Origin of the sequence: Mesorhizobium sp. LMG17149 (assembly GCF_024518695.1) — a bacterium.
Lineage (GTDB): Bacteria > Pseudomonadota > Alphaproteobacteria > Rhizobiales > Rhizobiaceae > Mesorhizobium.
The window spans coordinates 137783-154521 of the sequence record NZ_JANIFL010000001.1; the positions used below are offsets into that span (position 1 = coordinate 137783).

General features: G+C 59.8%; 16 protein-coding genes and 1 tRNA gene. 10 read left to right on the top strand and 7 right to left on the bottom strand.

Going from position 1 to position 16739, the window contains the following annotated elements; genetic code table 11:
* Positions 1–65: 65 nt before the first annotated feature.
* On the top strand, positions 66–707 hold the full coding sequence (locus NP945_RS00665; RefSeq protein WP_256745305.1) for a DNA-3-methyladenine glycosylase: 642 nt from the start codon (positions 66–68) through the stop codon (positions 705–707).
* A gap of 128 nt (positions 708–835) precedes the next feature.
* A complete protein-coding gene (locus NP945_RS00670; protein ID WP_006328497.1) occupies positions 836–1393 on the top strand; it encodes an HNH endonuclease in 558 nt (185 codons plus the stop codon).
* Positions 1394–1555: 162 nt separating this feature from the next.
* Here the strand turns inward: NP945_RS00670 and NP945_RS00675 are convergent, their stop codons facing one another.
* On the bottom strand, positions 1556–2074 hold the full coding sequence (locus NP945_RS00675) for a disulfide bond formation protein B (RefSeq protein ID WP_013529434.1): 519 nt from the start codon (positions 2072–2074) through the stop codon (positions 1556–1558).
* Between the two features lie 34 nt (positions 2075–2108).
* The gene (locus NP945_RS00680) at positions 2109–2696 is read right to left on the bottom strand and encodes a YqaA family protein (RefSeq protein ID WP_023811139.1); all 588 of its coding nucleotides are present in this window, start codon (positions 2694–2696) and stop codon (positions 2109–2111) included.
* Between the two features lie 276 nt (positions 2697–2972).
* Here NP945_RS00680 and NP945_RS00685 point away from each other — a divergent pair.
* Positions 2973–3057, top strand: a tRNA-Leu gene (locus tag NP945_RS00685).
* A 6-nt stretch (positions 3058–3063) separates the two neighbouring features.
* On the opposite strand, the gene NP945_RS00690 is transcribed toward NP945_RS00685, so the two are convergent.
* From NP945_RS00690 to NP945_RS00700, 3 genes are all read right to left on the bottom strand, one after another.
* A complete protein-coding gene (locus NP945_RS00690; RefSeq protein ID WP_256745306.1) occupies positions 3064–4014 on the bottom strand; it encodes a tyrosine-type recombinase/integrase in 951 nt (316 codons plus the stop codon).
* Between the two features lie 1008 nt (positions 4015–5022).
* Complete coding sequence (locus NP945_RS00695) at positions 5023–5709, bottom strand: hypothetical protein (protein ID WP_256745307.1); 687 nt, start codon at positions 5707–5709, stop codon at positions 5023–5025.
* 59 nt (positions 5710–5768) lie between these two features.
* The gene (locus NP945_RS00700; protein WP_256745308.1) at positions 5769–5987 is read right to left on the bottom strand and encodes a hypothetical protein; all 219 of its coding nucleotides are present in this window, start codon (positions 5985–5987) and stop codon (positions 5769–5771) included.
* Between the two features lie 123 nt (positions 5988–6110).
* Here NP945_RS00700 and NP945_RS00705 point away from each other — a divergent pair, with 123 nt between their 5' ends.
* Positions 6111–6332, top strand: a complete 222-nt coding sequence (locus NP945_RS00705; protein WP_256745309.1) for a DUF6471 domain-containing protein — start codon at positions 6111–6113, stop codon at positions 6330–6332.
* A gap of 143 nt (positions 6333–6475) precedes the next feature.
* A complete protein-coding gene (locus NP945_RS31915) occupies positions 6476–6790 on the top strand; it encodes a helix-turn-helix domain-containing protein (protein WP_372337951.1) in 315 nt (104 codons plus the stop codon).
* A gap of 220 nt (positions 6791–7010) precedes the next feature.
* On the opposite strand, the gene NP945_RS00710 is transcribed toward NP945_RS31915, so the two are convergent.
* Entirely contained in the window at positions 7011–9320 is a 2310-nt protein-coding gene (locus tag NP945_RS00710; RefSeq protein WP_256745310.1) for a DUF5906 domain-containing protein, read from the bottom strand.
* Positions 9317–9757, bottom strand: a complete 441-nt coding sequence (locus NP945_RS00715; RefSeq protein WP_256745311.1) for an AlpA family transcriptional regulator — start codon at positions 9755–9757, stop codon at positions 9317–9319. The genes NP945_RS00710 and NP945_RS00715 overlap by 4 nt, the downstream gene beginning before the upstream one ends.
* 232 nt (positions 9758–9989) lie before the next feature.
* Here NP945_RS00715 and NP945_RS00720 point away from each other — a divergent pair, with 232 nt between their 5' ends.
* The 5 genes from NP945_RS00720 to NP945_RS00740 all read left to right on the top strand — a co-directional run bounded on the left by NP945_RS00720 (position 9990) and on the right by NP945_RS00740 (position 16642).
* Entirely contained in the window at positions 9990–10454 is a 465-nt protein-coding gene (locus NP945_RS00720; protein ID WP_256745312.1) for a hypothetical protein, read from the top strand.
* A 760-nt stretch (positions 10455–11214) separates the two neighbouring features.
* Positions 11215–11550 (top strand): hypothetical protein, encoded by a 336-nt coding sequence (locus NP945_RS00725; RefSeq protein WP_256745313.1) that lies wholly within the window; start codon positions 11215–11217, stop codon positions 11548–11550.
* A 762-nt stretch (positions 11551–12312) separates the two neighbouring features.
* Positions 12313–12600, top strand: coding sequence for a hypothetical protein (locus NP945_RS00730; RefSeq protein ID WP_256745314.1), 288 nt, complete (start codon positions 12313–12315; stop codon positions 12598–12600).
* A gap of 159 nt (positions 12601–12759) precedes the next feature.
* Entirely contained in the window at positions 12760–15147 is a 2388-nt protein-coding gene (locus tag NP945_RS00735) for a hypothetical protein (RefSeq protein WP_256745315.1), read from the top strand.
* The gene (locus NP945_RS00740; protein ID WP_256745316.1) at positions 15140–16642 is read left to right on the top strand and encodes a septum formation inhibitor-activating ATPase; all 1503 of its coding nucleotides are present in this window, start codon (positions 15140–15142) and stop codon (positions 16640–16642) included. The genes NP945_RS00735 and NP945_RS00740 overlap by 8 nt, the downstream gene beginning before the upstream one ends.
* Positions 16643–16739 lie beyond the last annotated feature (97 nt).

Consider the following 16739-nt stretch of genomic DNA (forward strand, 5'->3'; position numbering starts at 1 on the left):
CGGCAATCATGTTTTGCGGCGCTTCGCCAATTGCTACCCTGTCGACGGTCGAGGAACAAGAAAGCATGCGCCGTATCGTGACATCAGACGACATTGCCCGGGGGCTCGATGCGCTTTGCGTGATCGACCCGCGCCTGGAAAAGGTGCGCGGCATGGCCGGCGAGGTGCCGCTGCGGCTGTCCGCGCCGGGGTTTCGAAGCCTGGCGTCGATCGTCGTCTCGCAGCAAGTGTCCCGCGCCAGTGCCGATGCCATCTTCGGCCGGCTGACCAAGCTCGTCGATCCGCTGACGCCGCAGGCGATCCTGGCCGCCGGCGAGGACATGTTTCGCGAAGCCGGCCTGTCGCGGCCCAAACAGCGCGGCCTGATCGCTGTTGCCCAGGCCGTGGTCGACGGCCTCGACCTTCATCACCTCTGTTCGCTCGGTGCCGAGGAGGCGATCACGACGATGACGGCGGTGTCCGGCATCGGTCCGTGGACAGCGGAAGTGTATCTCTTATTCGCCGCCGGGCATCCCGACATCTTCCCCGCGCGCGACGTCGCGCTGCAGAGCGCGGTCGGCCACGCGCTCGGCATCGAGCCGCGTCCGCCGGAGAAAACCCTGATCGCATTGGCCGAATCATGGAGCCCGTGGCGAGGTGTCGCATCACGGCTTTTCTGGTCCTATTATCGCGAAACCAGAGGGCGGGACGCCGCGCCGCCGGCCTGAATCCGCAAAAAATCATAAAAATCATGCATTTTTGGCGCTTAGGCGACGCGACAATCCGCTTCACATCCCTGTCATGTCGGGCTTACAGTATCCGCGCCGTTCGGGTCTAGAACCAAGGAGGTGAACACGTGACGGTTGCCGTATCTCCGGATGGGCTTCCAGCACTGGTGCTGAATGCGGATTACCGTCCGCTCAGCTATTACCCCTTGTCGCTCTGGTCGTGGCAGGATGCCATCAAGGCGGTGTTCCTCGACCGGGTGAACATCGTCGCCGAATACGAGCACGCCGTCTCCTCGCCGACCTTCTCGATGAAGCTGCCGAGCGTGGTCAGCCTGAAGGCCTATGTGAAGCCGTCCAGGCACCCGGCCTTCACCCGCTTCAATGTCTTCCTGCGCGATCGCTTCCAGTGCCAGTATTGCGGCACGCCGGAAGATCTGACCTTCGATCACGTCATCCCCCGCCATCGCGGCGGTGCGACGACATGGGAGAATGTCGTTGCCGCCTGCTCGCCCTGCAATCTGAGGAAGGGCGGCATGATGCCGGCGCATGCCAAGATGTGGCCGCTGCAGAAGCCTTTCCAGCCGACGGTGCACGATCTGCACAACAATGGCCGCCTGTTCCCGCCCAACCATCTGCATGAGAGCTGGATGGATTATCTGTACTGGGATGTCGAACTCGAACCCTGAGATCGTTCGAGAATTCGGGAGGCTGGCCGTCTGGAGCAATTGTCTGCGCTTCCGATGCTCACGGACCAAATGTCCGCTCCGCTTCGGTTCTCGACAATCACTCCATACGACTCAGCCTGCCGAATTCTTTGAACGATCTCGCGTCGGCGCCATCGCGCCAAATCAGTCGCGGGTGAGGGCGCCGCGGAAGGCGACGGCGGCGAGGATCAGGCTGGCGATGGCGTTCCAGCCGGCCAGGGACAGGCCAAGGATGCGCAAGGCGGCTTTGTCGCAGGACGGCGGCACGAATTTGTCGAGCGCGTCGAGCACGCCCTTGCCGCCGGTGTCGACCGGCCCGGCGCCTGCGGTACAATCGGTCGGGCCGGCCCACCACTGCCATTCGACGCCGGAGTGGTAGACGCCGAGATAGAGGCCGTAGAGCATCAGGATGCCGCCGACGGCCAGCAGGCCGCGCGTCAGCCAGCTGGGTGCGTGCAGCATCGACGCAATCACCGCCAGCACCATCAGCGGCACGCCGATATAATAGGGCGTGCGCTGTTCGAGGCAGAGGTGGCAGGGGATGTAGCCGCCGAGATACTGGAAGCCGAGCGCCGAGCCGACGGTGGCGGCCATGGCGACGGCGAGGAACAAGGCGGTCAGCGTGCGCTGGCGTCCGGTGTCGGCATTCATGGTCGCTGTCATTTCAATCGGTCCGTCCGGCTCGCGATGGTTCTGTTCAGAACGCGTATTTGACCAGGATATAGAGCAAAATCAGGGCAGCCGCGCCGGCGCCGGCGATGAGGCCGAGGCGCTTTTCGATGAATTCGCGGATCGGTTCGCCATAATGGCGCAGCAGCCAGGCGAGCAGCAGGAAACGGCCACCGCGGGCCACGATCGCCAGCACCACGAACAACAGCAAATTGACGCCGATGACGCCGGACAGGATCGTCACCACCTTGATCGGCGGCAGGTGGGCAGCGCCCGACGTGATCAGCATCAGGACGATGAAGCCGACGCCTGCCCCTGCGCGCAGCGCTTCGAACTCGTCGTACTTGCCGTAGAATTCGAGAATCGGCCTCGCCACGGCGTCATAGGCGTAGTGGCCGATGAACCAGCCGGCGATGCCGCCCAGCACCGAGGCGACGGTGGCGATCAGCGCATAGCGGTAGGCGCGATCCGGCCGCGACAGCGCCATCGGCAGATAGAGCACGTCGGCCGGCACCAGGAACACCGAGCTTTCGACGAAGGCGATGAAGGCCAGCCACCATTCGGCGGATTTGCGGGCCGCCAGCGACAAGGTCCAGTCGTAAAGTCCGCGAAGCATCGGCACTCCTAATGCGTGTCGTTCCATTGCGCAGGCAGGTTGGGGTTTAACGGCATGCACAGAACAAAGACCCAGAGCACGCCATCCGTCCCCGCAGACGTGCCGCGCTTTGATGCGCCGCCTGTCTAGAAAGATTTTCCGCGCTGCACAATGGCAGCCCCGTCACGAAATCGAAAGGCGCAGTTTGGTCGCATCTTGAGGGCGCCGGAGAATTGGCCAGTTGACGAACAGCCCTCCAACCGTATAGTCCCGCGCCATCCAGGCCGCCCGGCCTGAGCCCCTATGGCGGAATTGGTAGACGCGCTCGACTCAAAATCGAGTTCCGCAAGGAGTGCTGGTTCGATTCCGGCTAGGGGCACCACCACCTTCATTCAGGTGTTGAATTGCCGGAGCTTTTTGCGATTTTTGTCCCACTTTTCGTCGTCGACTTTTTTGGTGGGACAATTTCGTCCTGATTTTGTTCCGGGATGGCCAAGAGGTGGGCGGCCTGTCCGGCCATCCGGCGGCGTTGCGCTTTCCTCGTGTAGTGCGTCGTTTGCTGCTTGGTGGTCCATCCGAAGATCGCCATGAGTTGCTCGTCCGTGGCGCCGTTCTCGGCTGCTATGGTGGCCCCTGCCTTCCGCAGGCCGTGGAGCGTACAGTACGGAAGCTCTGCTTGATCGCACCAGTCTCGCATCTTGTTGCCCAGCGAATTGACCGTGAACGGCGTTCCCCACTCTGAGACCAGGAAGGTTAGGTCGCCGCAGGCAGTAGCGTCGATCGTCGCCCGCAACTCAGGAAGCAGGGGAAGTTCGACTTCCACACCTGACGATTTGCTGGTCTTCTGGGGACGGATGTGCAGCCATCCATTCGTCACGTGTTGGCGTCCAAGGATCGCAAGATCCTGACGACGGAGGCCTGTGAACAAACCCAAATGCAGTGCCAGACGTGCCTTGCTGCCAAGGGGATGGCGTGCTTCGAACTGGCGCACTTCCCCCCTGGACCATGTATGAAATCCGTCACCCGACCTGAGGCGCTTCACGCCGAGTGCTGGATTGGTCTTGACGAGGTCATTTTCGACTGCCCAGCCGTACATGGCCGAGATGACCTTGACGACCTCGTTTTGTGCGCCTGGTGTCGAACGAAGATCGTCACGAATCTCAAGAACGTGTTTCCGCTCTAGCAGGTCAAAAGGGAGTGCCCCCCGTTTGCTACCGCCCTTGTGCAAGCTGTCACAGATTTCATCGAGAACCGATGACCGCCGGGTCAGGATCTTTGGGGACAGCCTTACACGTCGCTTGTATTCCTGACACAGCCATCGAAAAGATCGCAGGGACACTGGTTCCTGCCGGTCCGCAACGCCGATGGTCTTAAGGGGCGAGTAGGGAACGTTAAGCCGAGCGCAAGCCACCTCGGTCTCGAACTCCTGCGTTCCGGGTCGTTCTCGCAATCGAATTTTGGACCGGCCGGGGGCGCGAAAGTAAAGGCGCACGTTTCCGTGCCGGTCACGATCAGGGGAAACGCCTTTTGGTAGCTTTCTCGGCATCAGTTCCAGGGGTTGGTTGATAGGGACGACGTGCCCGATCCGTTAGGTTCGCCCCGATGCGGGATCGCTCGGAAGGCGGCTGCAACCTCCTCCACATCCCAAAGAAGGCGTGAAGCAATCGGCCGTGGCTCTGGCATTTGACCGGCGGCGACTAGCTGAGTGAACAGCGACGTGCCGATCCCGATGAGCGCTGCAGCTTGGTCAAGGTTGACCGCAACAGGTGTGAGGTTGTCTGGCAGTCGGCTTGACGGTCGCTTCATACTGTGTGGGCTCAAATCATGTGGAACGCACCTCGATCTAGTTCCGCCCATGTCGCGGTTCTATGGGTCATTAGCGTGGTACTCTAGGGGGAGCGGGTTTTCGAAATAGCAGGCCTGCGGAGGCGAGTGCTATTACCCGAAAAAGCAAAAATTTTTGCGGGCCGAGGGTAGGTCCATTCCCGCCATCGGTCAGTCCCAGATGAGGAAAAAGCGTATACTCCTTCCGGCTGGAGCTAATTGCGCGCACCTAATCGAAAGATCCGCGACCGAGTCGGTTCCAAAACCTTCCAGCCGGCGGCCGAGCTGCAGGACGGAAATGTCAGCCCAAAATCCAGATGGCCGTGCCATCGCGCCTCGCGCCTGCAGCGCGAAAGCTCGGCTGAGAAGGTGTCGCCCGCGAGATGCCGGTGGATCGTTGGAGGTGCGACTGACAATAGGTGGATCCGACGAACGCCGCGAGAGCCGCGGGCGAACGTGCCACCGAAGAAGACCATTGGACAAACATTGGCTGCTTGAAGAAGGAGGAAGAGGTGGCAGAGGATCATTCAGGATCCTCTGCATCAAGCTTTGCGATGCGTTCGACGGCCTCTCGAAGCGTTGCCGCCTTCCGCCGGCCTCGCTCCTGGATCATCTCTCGGAGCCGATCAGACGGGATGGTCGGCACGAAGTCCGCCGAGCTTATTTCGGCATCCTGATAGGTGAACTTGAGCGCCGTTGCGCCGACCAGATTGACGTGTTGGGCAAGGACGGACGCGAGCTCGTTGAGGCTGGCGGCGTGGGCGTACAGGAGCGCGGTGGCTACAGGCGATCTGCGGATAATTGCATTGCTGACCAGGAGCTCGAAGCCCTTCCACCACATCAGTTCCCCGATGCCTCGCCCTGTGACCGAGGCAGCGGACTGAGCCGCGCTCACGTACCTGGCCAGAAAGTCTTCTTCATAAACGACTTCGTGGTCGCCTCGCGCCCAGTTGACCTCGGCGTTTCCCTTTTGGTTAACCCTCGCGTGGAGATAGGCCCGCGGTTTCCTGTTCTCATCGCGTACGGCGGAGCTCCAGTTGGCGGGATAGATAAGGACATCGACGTGTTCTTGGTTTAGGCCGCAGGCGTAGTCGTTGTCGAGCATTTGGGAAAGATCCTCGTGCAGTCTGGATGTTCCGGTCCGGTCGCGATCGCGGGCCAGGGCCAGATAGTCGGAGCTCGAGATGAACGGGTCGAACAGTGTGGTCATTGAAAGTCCTGTGGAGGAGGAAGGCTGTGCGTCGTGAAATTTGGCTTCGGATCGCTATGTTAGGAACGAGTCGCCCGTTCGAAGCGGCGCATGACATGGTGGTAAACTTCAGGGATCTTGTGGCCGGCGTCCGTCATCAGGGTGGCAGCGCTTCGCAGCGTTTCAATCGTGGCTTTAAGGGCAGGGAACTCTTCATCTTCGTGATGAAGGTCCAGTTCCGAGGAGAGTTCGCGAAGGAGGTCGGTCAGCACTTTTGCCGTTGTCTGGTCGATGGTCATGTTGTGAGTTCCTTGGGATTAGCCGTTGATCGTGTACGGTGCATTTGCACTGTATACGATACATAAGTGGCGTGAAATTGCCTTCAATAGGCCGCCAAAGATTTTTTGCTGGAGAATGTTCGGATGACCGAAACCGAGTGGGAGCGACTGATCAGCGGGGTGTTGAAGGCCGAGCTAAAGCTTCAGGGCTTGAGCTACGCCGACCTCGCCGAGAAGTTGGCTGCAATTGGTGTCGAGGAGAAGGCGGCCAACATCCGCAACAAGCTCTCACGGGGACGCTTCAGCGCCGTGTTCCTAGCGCAGTGCCTCACTGCCATAGGGTCGAAGAGGCTGAAGCTCGACTGACATTCGTTGGGGCGCCGGCGCCTGGTCCATGCAGTGATGTAGACGCAGCTACCGCAGCTGGTTGAGCAGTCGGCCCTTTGGACCTGGCTCAGGTTTTGGCGCAGGCGGGCAGAAGCATTGGAAACAGAGCTAGGCAGTAGACCATGACCGAGTGGATCACGACGACACAACTCGCCAAAGAACTCCAGGTCTCGGACCGGACAATCAGATATTGGGCGATCAGCGGCGAAGTCCCCGCTCACCGATTGGGTCGGCAATTCCGATTTCACCGGCACGAAGTAGACGCTTGGTTGTCCAGCAAAAGGATCTCGCGGTCAGAGGTCTTTCAGCCGCCGGCCGAGCCACAGCCCCTGAGGGCCATAGTTCGCGGAAACGACGTGGAAGCCGATGTACGCAGGCTTCTCGAGAAGAGAAGGCAAAGGGCCCTAAAGGAAGCCAGCGGCGAACGTCAATCGTAGTTCAGTAGGGCACGCGGGTGTGTTGTTGTGTAAGGGCACAGCCCGCATCCTGCCCTCAGTCCTCTCAACATGCTTCCGGTGAACGATCCGCAGTACGGCAGTAGGTGGGGGCAGTTCCTAGTTCTCGGCTAAAGAGCCCTGGAAAACTTTTAGCTTTATACATTCTAGGTAGAAAGTTTCTAAAAGTCTGAGAACTCAGGAACTAGGAACCGAGCGTTTGTCAGACGTTCTGTTGTCGAGCCGTTTCCTGGACCAATCCAAGGACGATCCCAGACGGAGCAACCACCCCCTCGTAGTGAGCCTTGCGCTCCGCGTGAGTGGCTAGCAGCCACCGTTGCGGGTTACGCACCGCCCAGAGATCCACCGTGGAGCCGTTTGAGAGCTTGGTCTTCTGCAGTTTCCTGGCGCCCAATTCCTGGAGTCCCCTGGTGACTTTGGAAGACGATGGCCCACCGGCCATGGACAAGGGATGCGCGAGCAGGGAGACGATCTCCTGCACGGTCACCAGGTCCCTTCGGATACGGTCGGTTCGCAGGAGCTCTTGAACATCCGCCGCAACAGGCGTTCTGCTAGCTTCAATGATCTCGGCCTTCGCCTCTGTCACGGGCGGTCGGGCATTCGGGGACCATGCCGAGATGTCACGCTGCAGCAGTCTGGCCTTTAAGGCAGGAAACTGCTGAACACCGATGCTGAAAAGTCGATCGTAATAGCCCTGGTCGCGTGCGGGAGCGTCGACTCGAAAGACCGCGTTCCGTCGTTCGCCCGGCTCGAATACGGCCGGGACAGCGTGGTTGGTGTGGATAAAGATACCCCTAGGCGATCTCACTTCATGCGCTCTGATGTACTTCTCGTTGGCCACAACTTTTTCGCTGGTGAACCACGGCTTCAGCGCGTTCGTAACTTCCCATTTAGATGATGTTGCCATCTCCTCAATGATGAGGACCTGCTTGTTGCCCAGGGCGCGCTTATAGTCACTCGCGTGGATAGCGGCATCATCGACCTTAACGTTCTGCTCCCCGAAAAGGCCCGTCAGTAGGTCGTTGATGAACGACTTGCCAACCCCAGGCTCTCCAATGAGCATTATCGCGTGTTTGACCTTGATGGCCGGATGCTGAAGCAGGTGAGCGAGATAGTCCAACACCCAAGCTCGTTCGTGATCCTTCGGAAGCAGAAGCACGAAGTGCTCATCAATGACCTCGGTACTGCCATCCCTTGCCTCCAGTCCCCCGGGGCGCCATTCGTTCAGCACGGCCGTCCCTTCGGGGCGCCGGATGATCAATCGCTGATCACCGGCGATGTAATCCGTCCCAATGACTTTTGGTGACCGAGCGTCGTGAATGAAAAGGCTATGGATCCTTTCGAGGCGGTGAGCGAAGTGATTGTTGAAGGAGACGGCGGGCAATGCCGTCATAGCCCCAGAGACTGGATGGTACGAGTCCGTCTGAGCAGAGAGGACATACTGCGCCTGCAATTCGAGGAGCTTCTCGTCCCCGAAAGCCAGCTTGTAAGGCGACACCATCTCAGCGGCCTTGAACGGGCACCGCGCGCATGCCGATGAACCCAGGCTAGTTTCGATATCGGTGCACGTCCGCGGCTTGACCTTTCTGGCATGCCGGAGCTTCGCGGCGGTGTCGTCGTCGCGGTAGCGAGCACTGTCCAACGCCGACAGGCGGTGAAAACCATCGTCACCGTCTTCACAATGTGCGGCGAGCGTTGCCACGGCGTACCATTCGGGTTCACTGACGTCTTGCGGCGTCTCAGAGAGCCGATGCACAAAGCCGCAGTGCTTTTCGATCAACGAAAACTCGCCACCCTTGCGCTCGACTTCCACCGCTGGCGTGGCCGGCGTCTTCTCGGCTGTTCGTCGATGGGCTCCGGCACCAATCAACATCTCGTAGTCAGCGACAGTAAGGCGTTCCTGCGTTTCTGATACCAACTCGACGACGCGAACATCATCGTACTTCCAGTTGCGGGCCCCGACCGGGCGAGTAATACGGGCCAGGTCCGACACATTGTCGAGCGCCCAGCCTTGGGTCTGCAGGGCGTTTCGGACGATTGCAGTGACGCCTTCCGTGACGGCGGCTGCCCTGGCTCGGTCAGTTCGATCCGCAAGGATCAGCGGTTCGTTAAAGAGGTAGTGAAGATACAGACCACCACCACTTGAAATGATCCTGGACGGCTCGGGGAGGGCCGTCTCCCTGAGGACTGCAAGCGCGTCAGAAGCGCTCGGAGCATAGTTCGTCTTGGCGTGCTTGCCGCTGGCCAGATCAAGATCAATGAGAATGCCGGGCAGCACACTGGCGCAGTCCGCAGCCCTGGACGGTTCGGAGAAAAGACACCAACCGACATAAGCGCTGTGACGACTATTGTGGGCTTGCACCCATGCCTCGAGCTGCGGTCTCTGCTCAGGCCATCGAAAGAACTGCTGCTGCCTGTTGGCGAACCCGCATGCAAATCCAGTGGCGCCATGCCATCCAGCGGCGAAAGCATCCAAGTCCGGGTGTTGTGATTCTTGATCAGTCGCGCTCATCGTGGCGTCCTCCCCGCCGAGGCGAGCGACGGCAAGTCGCAGAGGGCCACTTCGGGAACGTCGGTGTCTTCGCAAGAAAGAAACACCGGCTGCTGGTTATCGGGGAGGTCATCAACGATGTCGCTGCGCCAGGGCCGCAGATGCAGGGACCCGTCCTTCAACTCGAAAACGGCATACCGCTGACCCATATCGATAACCATATATTTGGCCTTCACGATCTCGAGGTAGATGGAGCCAGATCGGGTATCGAGCGTGAAGCCCGCGGAAGGACCGTCTGTAATTCCCAAAAATCTCTCGACATCGCCTTCTGAGTAGCGTGGCTTGCCACCGATCAGGTGTGGCTTCGGCAACCTGCCGTCGTGGGCCATTCGTGCGACAGTCTTCTCCGAAACGTTCATCAGGCTCCCGACCTGTGCTGGTGTCAAAAGTCTTCTCATTTCAATCCCTTGCGTTTGTGGTTTTGCCCGACTGTGGTGGGCACAAACGAAAGATGGGCTGAGCTAAGAGGCCTTGCCACCTAGGGGTGCAGCGCGACGCTGCACTTCAACTTCACCGGAGGAGGCTGAGTGGTGGAAGCGGGTGAGACTGTAGACCTATGTACTGTCCACTAGTGGCTGCCAGGCGATGCAATCGAGCAACTGGAGTCGCGACACGTTGTGGATGCCGGTGATGAAAGAACCAAGCTGCGTTGTGAAATACGAAGGCAACAAATGGGAACCCCATGGCATCGCCGCCAAGATCGATGTTCAAAGGTTCGTTGTGGCTGCGATGGAGTCCATCACGCCACCGTGGCGCCCGATACCGTCCCGCCTTGTAGCGCGGTTTCTGGGAACCTCCCTTCAGGCTCTTGCGAATTATCGAGTCCGCGGTTTGGGTCCCGAAACGGAGCCAATGCGCCGGGGATGGGGGAACCGCATATATTATCGCCCGGACAAGATCGCCGAATGGCTCTCAGGTGGCAAATGTTCCGATTGGCAGTTTTCGGCGTTGTGGCTTCAGAGGATGGGTATGGCGCTCGATGTGGTCAGCGAGGATGCAGTCCGCGAACGTATCGCGCAGCTGGAGCGCGTGGACAATCTGTTCCCCGCGGTCAACCGGCTGTGGCGAAGTTTTCGTGAGGTCGAGGCGTCCTAGTTCAGTGAAATGATTGTACGTAGCGAGTCATTTCGCTCCGCCCAGTTGAGCTCTCGCCGAGCGCCAGCGCCGACCGGCTTCAAAGTATCACTTCCAGTACTCTAGGAAGAGCGAATTTCGCGTTTTCCGTTTAGGCGAACATTCGCCACATCAGGCCAGCCGCAGCCCTCGCCGGATTCCGAACCTTCCTACGTGCTGTGGCGCCCGAGTAACAAGCAACAAGGCACAGGAATGAAAATTACTTCGAAATTCCCCAGGGTGGATGGGTCCGATCGGCTCAGGGTTTACCTTGAAAAGGAGGATGAAGAGGCGCCACGGTGCGAGCCTAAACATCTCGTCCCGATAATCATTCACGGCTACATCGACAGCGTTAGCGGAGACAATGGCGTGGCGACAGGAATGTCCATCATGGTCACAAAGGTTGAGGCCGATTGGGAGGCAGAACCATCGAGCTGGGAAGTCGAGCTGTCGCGCGGATCGGAGAAGCGCCACTAGCCGCCGCCTTGTCAGCGTCGGCGCGGCCAATCGACCACTACGAGATCGCGGTTACAGCAGAATCCCAGGACGCAGCTGCGCCTCGCAGACGCCATACGATACGTCGAGGCTTCGCGGGTTCCCCAGACCGGCCGAACAGCAATCTCGCAGGTACTATGGGACAAGCCAAATTCGCCAATCGCAAGGCATAGCAGCACCTCCTACTTGACCCACGAAGCTGGCGCGCTGGGTGCCGGCAGAAACAATTTGACAGTAGGAGTAGTACATGGATGTCCTTGGTCTAGCGCTTGATCTTGTTGAAGGGATACCGATAAAGGCGCAGTCCAACTCGCTTGCCGTTCGAGCCTACCTTGGTGGTGAGGCGCTAGCTATGGCGGTGGACCAAACAAGAAAAATCGAGAACAAAGAAAAAATTGTTGGTATATTCGTCATCACGGAAGGATCTGGAGCATATTATGATAGCGCCATACGCTTCTATACGCAAACAGAAAAACTAAAGACTTACGTTCATGAGAATTATTTTCATGGATGTTTGGACATGGAGGACGCGATTTTCACCTTCGAACAAAATCATGAGGGGGTCGAGTTTTTCACGATCTAAGTCGCGGAAGAGCGACCGGGTTGATGGACAATGTTCTCGGCTACCTTGGTGGACGAGAGCGAGAGCCCTAATCCCGCGTCCGAAGCGGCTTGACAATGAACTGGCGCAAGATCAAGTGCTCGAGAAGGAAATGGACATCATCTCAGGGGGCGGGCGCTCCACCGCCGAAGGGCTGGTATGCTGAGGCCACGCTTGGTCGGCCGCGTAGGGTTCCCGAAGGGCGAGAAAAAGCTTCGCCACGCGTCGCTGAAGGAGTTCATGAAGAAACCGTAGGCGGCCGGCACCTCAGGTTGGGAAAGTGCTGTGATCTAAAACTTGGCCCGTTGCGGAAATCACCGCGGGTCACCAAAAGGGTTACAGGGGGCGGCCGATACAATCGCCCCCAGCCTGCCCGTCCCGTGCCAGCTATATCAAAAGGGTCTGCGGCGCTTTCTCACGGGTGAGGACACCGCAGGCCCAACCTAGCAATCCCGACATGTGGTTGGTTTCGTCACGCCTGCAAACGACGGCTTTTCCCAAGAGGTTTTGCTCTCTGTGCGTTCTTTTTTTCGAACTGCAACTTCGGCTCTCTTCGCAGCAGGTGCTGCTTGTTCCTATCCAGCTGGCGCGTCCGCTGGTACGGTTGAGTGGCACCAATGGTCTTACAACTGCATGAAGGATCATACGGACCCGTATGGCACCGTTCTAAATCCGGCTAATTGTTGGGCCAGTATTTGTGATGGCGTCAAGCATAGCGACCCATACGGATTGGGTGACAGATGCTTGTCTGTCTTTGAGTTTACCAGGGAAGGACGGCATCTTACAGGCGTTCACGTAGAGGACTTGTGCGAACCCAGGCCGACTGAAATAGCGGTCGACGGCAAGCGAATTGATCTGCTGCCCGACGAGGAGCAGATTGATGCCGTACGCCAGGGAAAACACATCATCCGCCGCGTGCAGGGTCGTGGATGGCCATACTGCGACGACGTGGATATAGAGGCCGATCTGTCAGGCGCAGACTACGTATATAAGCAGCTGCTAAAGATGAGTAAGAAGTTCCTCGGCGATTAAGTACACCCTCTACCAGCGCGGACCGTTGCTCGTGCAGTCGCCAGTTCCGCTTCGACATTTTGTTCGCCTGAAATAGTTGGAGACACTCTCCCCCAGAATGCCTATGAATTTAGGCTCATGCGTGTATTGGCTGGGCAGCCAAGCATGAGGGGGGACTAATTGGCCTTATCGCCGCTTGATTTGATATCTGCGCGACCGTGGCATCGTGCAGTTTTCACGACTTACGCATTGAGCCTTTCATTCTTCGAGGCCGTGCTGCTTGACGCTCTTGTGCGTGGTGGTGGGCGGGAAGCGCTTATTCTGGCGGACATCGAGGGGGTAAGGGCAGGGCTTAGCGAGCAAGGTGCGCGACGGGTGGGCCGAGACTATGAGGTCGAGCCAATATCCGTAACCTCGGGTGTTTTCCACCCAAAGCTTTCCGCATTGGTCGCCGACGACGAATGTCATCTGCTGGTGGGATCAGGTAACCTGACGTTCAATGGGTGGGGAGGGAATCTCGAGGTCGTCGAGCACCTGCACCCCAGCTTTTCCGCTGACGCTATCGACGATACCGCTGGCTTCTTCGAAATGTTGGCTCTCGCCGACAACGTCCGCCACGGCGCCGGTCATCATTGCGAGGTTGTCGCCAACGATCTCCGGAAGTCGACGTTCGGGCGGCCCCGTGACGGGAACATCCGTCTCTTCCACAGCCTCGACGGTGCGATATCGGACAAGATCGCCGATGCCGTCGAGGTTCTGGGCGGAGCGACAAGGCTGGTTGCGGCGGCACCTTTCTGGGACAGCGGGAAAGCGATCAGTCGCCTTTGTGAAACCATCGGCCTCGATCACGTTTTCATTCATGCTCACGGCGGCGGCACGGTACAAGGAAAGATCGGGTCAAACTGGCCATCCGAGACAAGCGTCGAAGTTCGCGCGGTCGAACTCGACGTGCTCAAGGAAGAAAAGCCACGCAAGCTCCACGCGAAGGCGTTCGAAATCATATGCAGACGCGGCCGGCTGCTTATCTCCGGCAGCCCCAACGCCTCGACCGCAGCTTTGGGCGCGGGACGCAACGTTGAGGCCTGCGTAGCCCGGTTTCAACGGGATCGCATAGTTGGCTGGACATACGTTCCCTCGTCGCCGCCTCAGGCAATCGACCCGGGCGATGACGCCGACGACGGAAGCGAACCGATCGGAATCCTGCGAGCGGTCCTCGAAGGCGACCGCGTCTCCGGCCAGGTGTTGGCGCCGGCAATGACGGGTGCGGCCTCGGTCTTCCAGATCACCACGGAAGGCCCCCGCAAGCTGGACGACGTTTATCTTGCGGACGACGGTTCCTTCACCGCCAACGCGCCGGGCCTGGAGGTTCAGTCCTGGAAGGGCGGAAGGCTGGTTGTGCGCGTAGAAGCTGCCGATAGATCGGCCGCAGAAGGCTTTGTTTCGCTTGCCGCATTCACCGAGATGACACGTCGCGCCGGCGCGCTCGGACCGCGCTTGCTGGCTATCCTGGCGGGAACCGAGACCCCTGCCGACGTTGCAGCCATGATGGTCTGGCTGCACGAGGACCCCCGCAGGATGGCACAAGCGCCAATGCCGATCAGCGGCGGCGGTGCTGGAGTTCGCGCATCGCCCGAGGATCAGACAGTCGACGTTGCCGACCTGCGCAACGTTCGCACCTCGGTGCCGGGGACGGACCGGACGGCTGCTGGCGGGGCCGGTTGGCTCCGCTTCATGGAATACGTGTTCGCCGCGCTGCGGGAGAAGCGCGGCCCCCTGGAGCAAGTAGGAACCGTCCGCAATGTCGATACCGACAGCGAGGAGGAAGGCGACACCACGGAAGAGGTCCAGGCGGCTGATCGAGCCGTGGACCATTCAATGGCCGTGTTCGAGAAGTTCCTCGACAAGATGCTTTCTCCCGGACTGGTCGACCTTCACGCTTTCCGGGCTTTGGACCTGACGCAATACATCTGCGAGCGGCTTCTGCCGGATCAGCAACGGGCAAAGGGGTGGCTTCAGCGGCTGCTCGACGCGTTGACCAGAATTGAGATTCCCGATGACAGCCGCGAACTGGTTTCTGCGGTCGCTCTCACTCTCCTCGGGACGCGGATCGACGAGAACGAGTTGCGTGCCGCCCGGTCGAGGCTCGTTGGAATCGGAGCTGATCTGCACGGCGACTGCCCGTCGCCCGAACTCGCACGCGGTTTTCATTCCGTGCTCGACCAGAATGCGTCTTTTCCCGAGCTCTGGAGCCAGGTGCGCGCAATCAGGACTTTCCGGGAACAGGCCAGGACCTACATCGATGCTCTCGCGCGGGGACAACCCGCCGGCGGTTACGGGGATCTCGCCCTCGCCGCAAAGGACGAGTTCGCGACCATGGCCGACGCGTTCGCATCGGAGCGGTCAAGAAAGAAAATCGTGGTAATGAAGCAATGGTCGGAGGCATGCCCGAAATGCCACCGGACGCTGCCGAGGATCGAGATCGGTAAGCTGCGCTCGACAGCGGTGGCGACAGCCAGGAACTGCTGCGGTCACGTCCTCATCTGGCCGGAGGAGGCTGAACATGGCTGAAGTTTCCCTGGCCGACATGACCGCGGCCGCAAGCGCGGCCGATGGTCCCGTGTTTGTGCCTCCGACCGCCCCCAGACTCGGCGGCGTCGACCCTTTGGGGTTGCGTCAGACCAATTTCGACCTGATGGACCAGGTCCTCCCGGGCCTGAACAATGTCGCCCGTCACATCCGCCCTTTCGTGATCGTCGCCTGGGCTTGGCGCCGGGCGCGACATCTTGCGGAGAAAGAGGATGCCGCGAAGATTAAGGTCGATCTTCTGATGGATTTCGTGGACCGCATCGAAGTGATCTACGCGTGGTCCCAGTTCCTGTTGGACTCCAACGCGGATCTGCCTGGCCGCCAGGTTCTCGGGCCGCTCGTGCGTGAAACTCACTACAAGTTCGGTGGCCCCGCATGGAAGAAGCGCCGGGAAGAGCGTCGCTATTCCACGGCATTCACAGCCGCGGTCAACTACGGCCCCGGGCTCAAGTCGCTAGGCTGGGTCGACCGGCACCCAGTCCATCTTGAAATATTGGTGCCAACGGCTGCTGCCGAGCGTGCGCTTGACGCATTTGAGGCACTAATTGCGGACAGGCTCGATCATCCCGCCTTCAGTAGCCTCGGCAGCGTGAGCGTCAGTTCGGACGAGGTTCTGAGCTGGGCGGAAGCATGGTCGTTCGACACGGTCACCGACGCCGAGAAGGAAGCAGCCGCTGACATGCTGTTCGGGACATTGGCACCCATTCACAGAAGACTGGGAGGCAGTCTCATGTTGGAAGCGGTCGCCAATGCCTCCACTGCTGACGTCGAACTCGTCCGCAGCACGATGGCCGGAGCGCCTTCGGGCTTCACTCCGCCGACTATTCTGGAAGAAACCGCGGCGAGATGGCGAAAACTGCAGATCCGCCAACTATTCCGCCTGACGTTGGAAACGTTATTTAGCTGGATCCTGCGCCAGCTCGACGAGCGGTCAAAGACCACCGAGGAGCTTGTCGCGGCGTTTCTCGAAGAAGCCGGGATCGACCCTGATCTGCGCACCGCGGAAACGTGGCTGGAAGCCGGTCACCTTTTCGAAGTCGGCCCGACTGACCTGATGAACCGTATTACCGAGGTTCTCGCCGACGCTTCACGATCTGGCCTCGCCGCCGTCATCATCGACGGGTTGACCTTCTGCATAGCCAACGCGCCTGACGCGGGAGAGCATTTCGACCGACAGGACCGGCTGCCGCTGTTCCGTGCCAAGCGCGAAGCCGCAGCTTGGGAGGACGCTCCGGCGAAGGAGTTCGCGCGCCATGTTCTGGAGACTTGGGTGCTGGCCCAGCACGTGTACTGGTCGGTCGGGCGGGGACTGGCGGATGCAAGGGCGCGCGGCAGGTTCATCCTCCGCCTCAAGGTCGTGATGGACGAGGGCGGCTGGACATTGGCGCCGGGGGTGCCAAGTGCCTTCACGCCCCGGCCGACCCCTGACAGACTTCAGACAGCTCTCAGCCTAGCGACCGAATGCGACCTGCTATAACCCATGATTCTTTCGCAGATTAGGCAGCCCCAGGCCGTCCCCGCTGCGGAAGTGAAAGGGGACTTCGGCTTCGGCGAGACACCACAGGACTAAACGC

Coding starts and splice junctions, on each gene's coding strand:
- NP945_RS00720 (WP_256745312.1), top strand. CDS start 9,990: ATGAAAGAACCAAGCTGCGTTGTGAAATACGAAGGCAACAAATGGGAA.
- NP945_RS00695 (WP_256745307.1), bottom strand. CDS start 5,709: ATGACCACACTGTTCGACCCGTTCATCTCGAGCTCCGACTATCTGGCC.
- NP945_RS00700 (WP_256745308.1), bottom strand. CDS start 5,987: ATGACCATCGACCAGACAACGGCAAAAGTGCTGACCGACCTCCTTCGC.
- NP945_RS00710 (WP_256745310.1), bottom strand. CDS start 9,320: ATGAGCGCGACTGATCAAGAATCACAACACCCGGACTTGGATGCTTTC.
- NP945_RS00715 (WP_256745311.1), bottom strand. CDS start 9,757: ATGAGAAGACTTTTGACACCAGCACAGGTCGGGAGCCTGATGAACGTT.
- NP945_RS00675 (WP_013529434.1), bottom strand. CDS start 2,074: ATGACAGCGACCATGAATGCCGACACCGGACGCCAGCGCACGCTGACC.
- NP945_RS00725 (WP_256745313.1), top strand. CDS start 11,215: ATGGATGTCCTTGGTCTAGCGCTTGATCTTGTTGAAGGGATACCGATA.
- NP945_RS00665 (WP_256745305.1), top strand. CDS start 66: ATGCGCCGTATCGTGACATCAGACGACATTGCCCGGGGGCTCGATGCG.
- NP945_RS31915 (WP_372337951.1), top strand. CDS start 6,476: ATGACCGAGTGGATCACGACGACACAACTCGCCAAAGAACTCCAGGTC.
- NP945_RS00740 (WP_256745316.1), top strand. CDS start 15,140: ATGGCTGAAGTTTCCCTGGCCGACATGACCGCGGCCGCAAGCGCGGCC.
- NP945_RS00705 (WP_256745309.1), top strand. CDS start 6,111: ATGACCGAAACCGAGTGGGAGCGACTGATCAGCGGGGTGTTGAAGGCC.
- NP945_RS00680 (WP_023811139.1), bottom strand. CDS start 2,696: ATGCTTCGCGGACTTTACGACTGGACCTTGTCGCTGGCGGCCCGCAAA.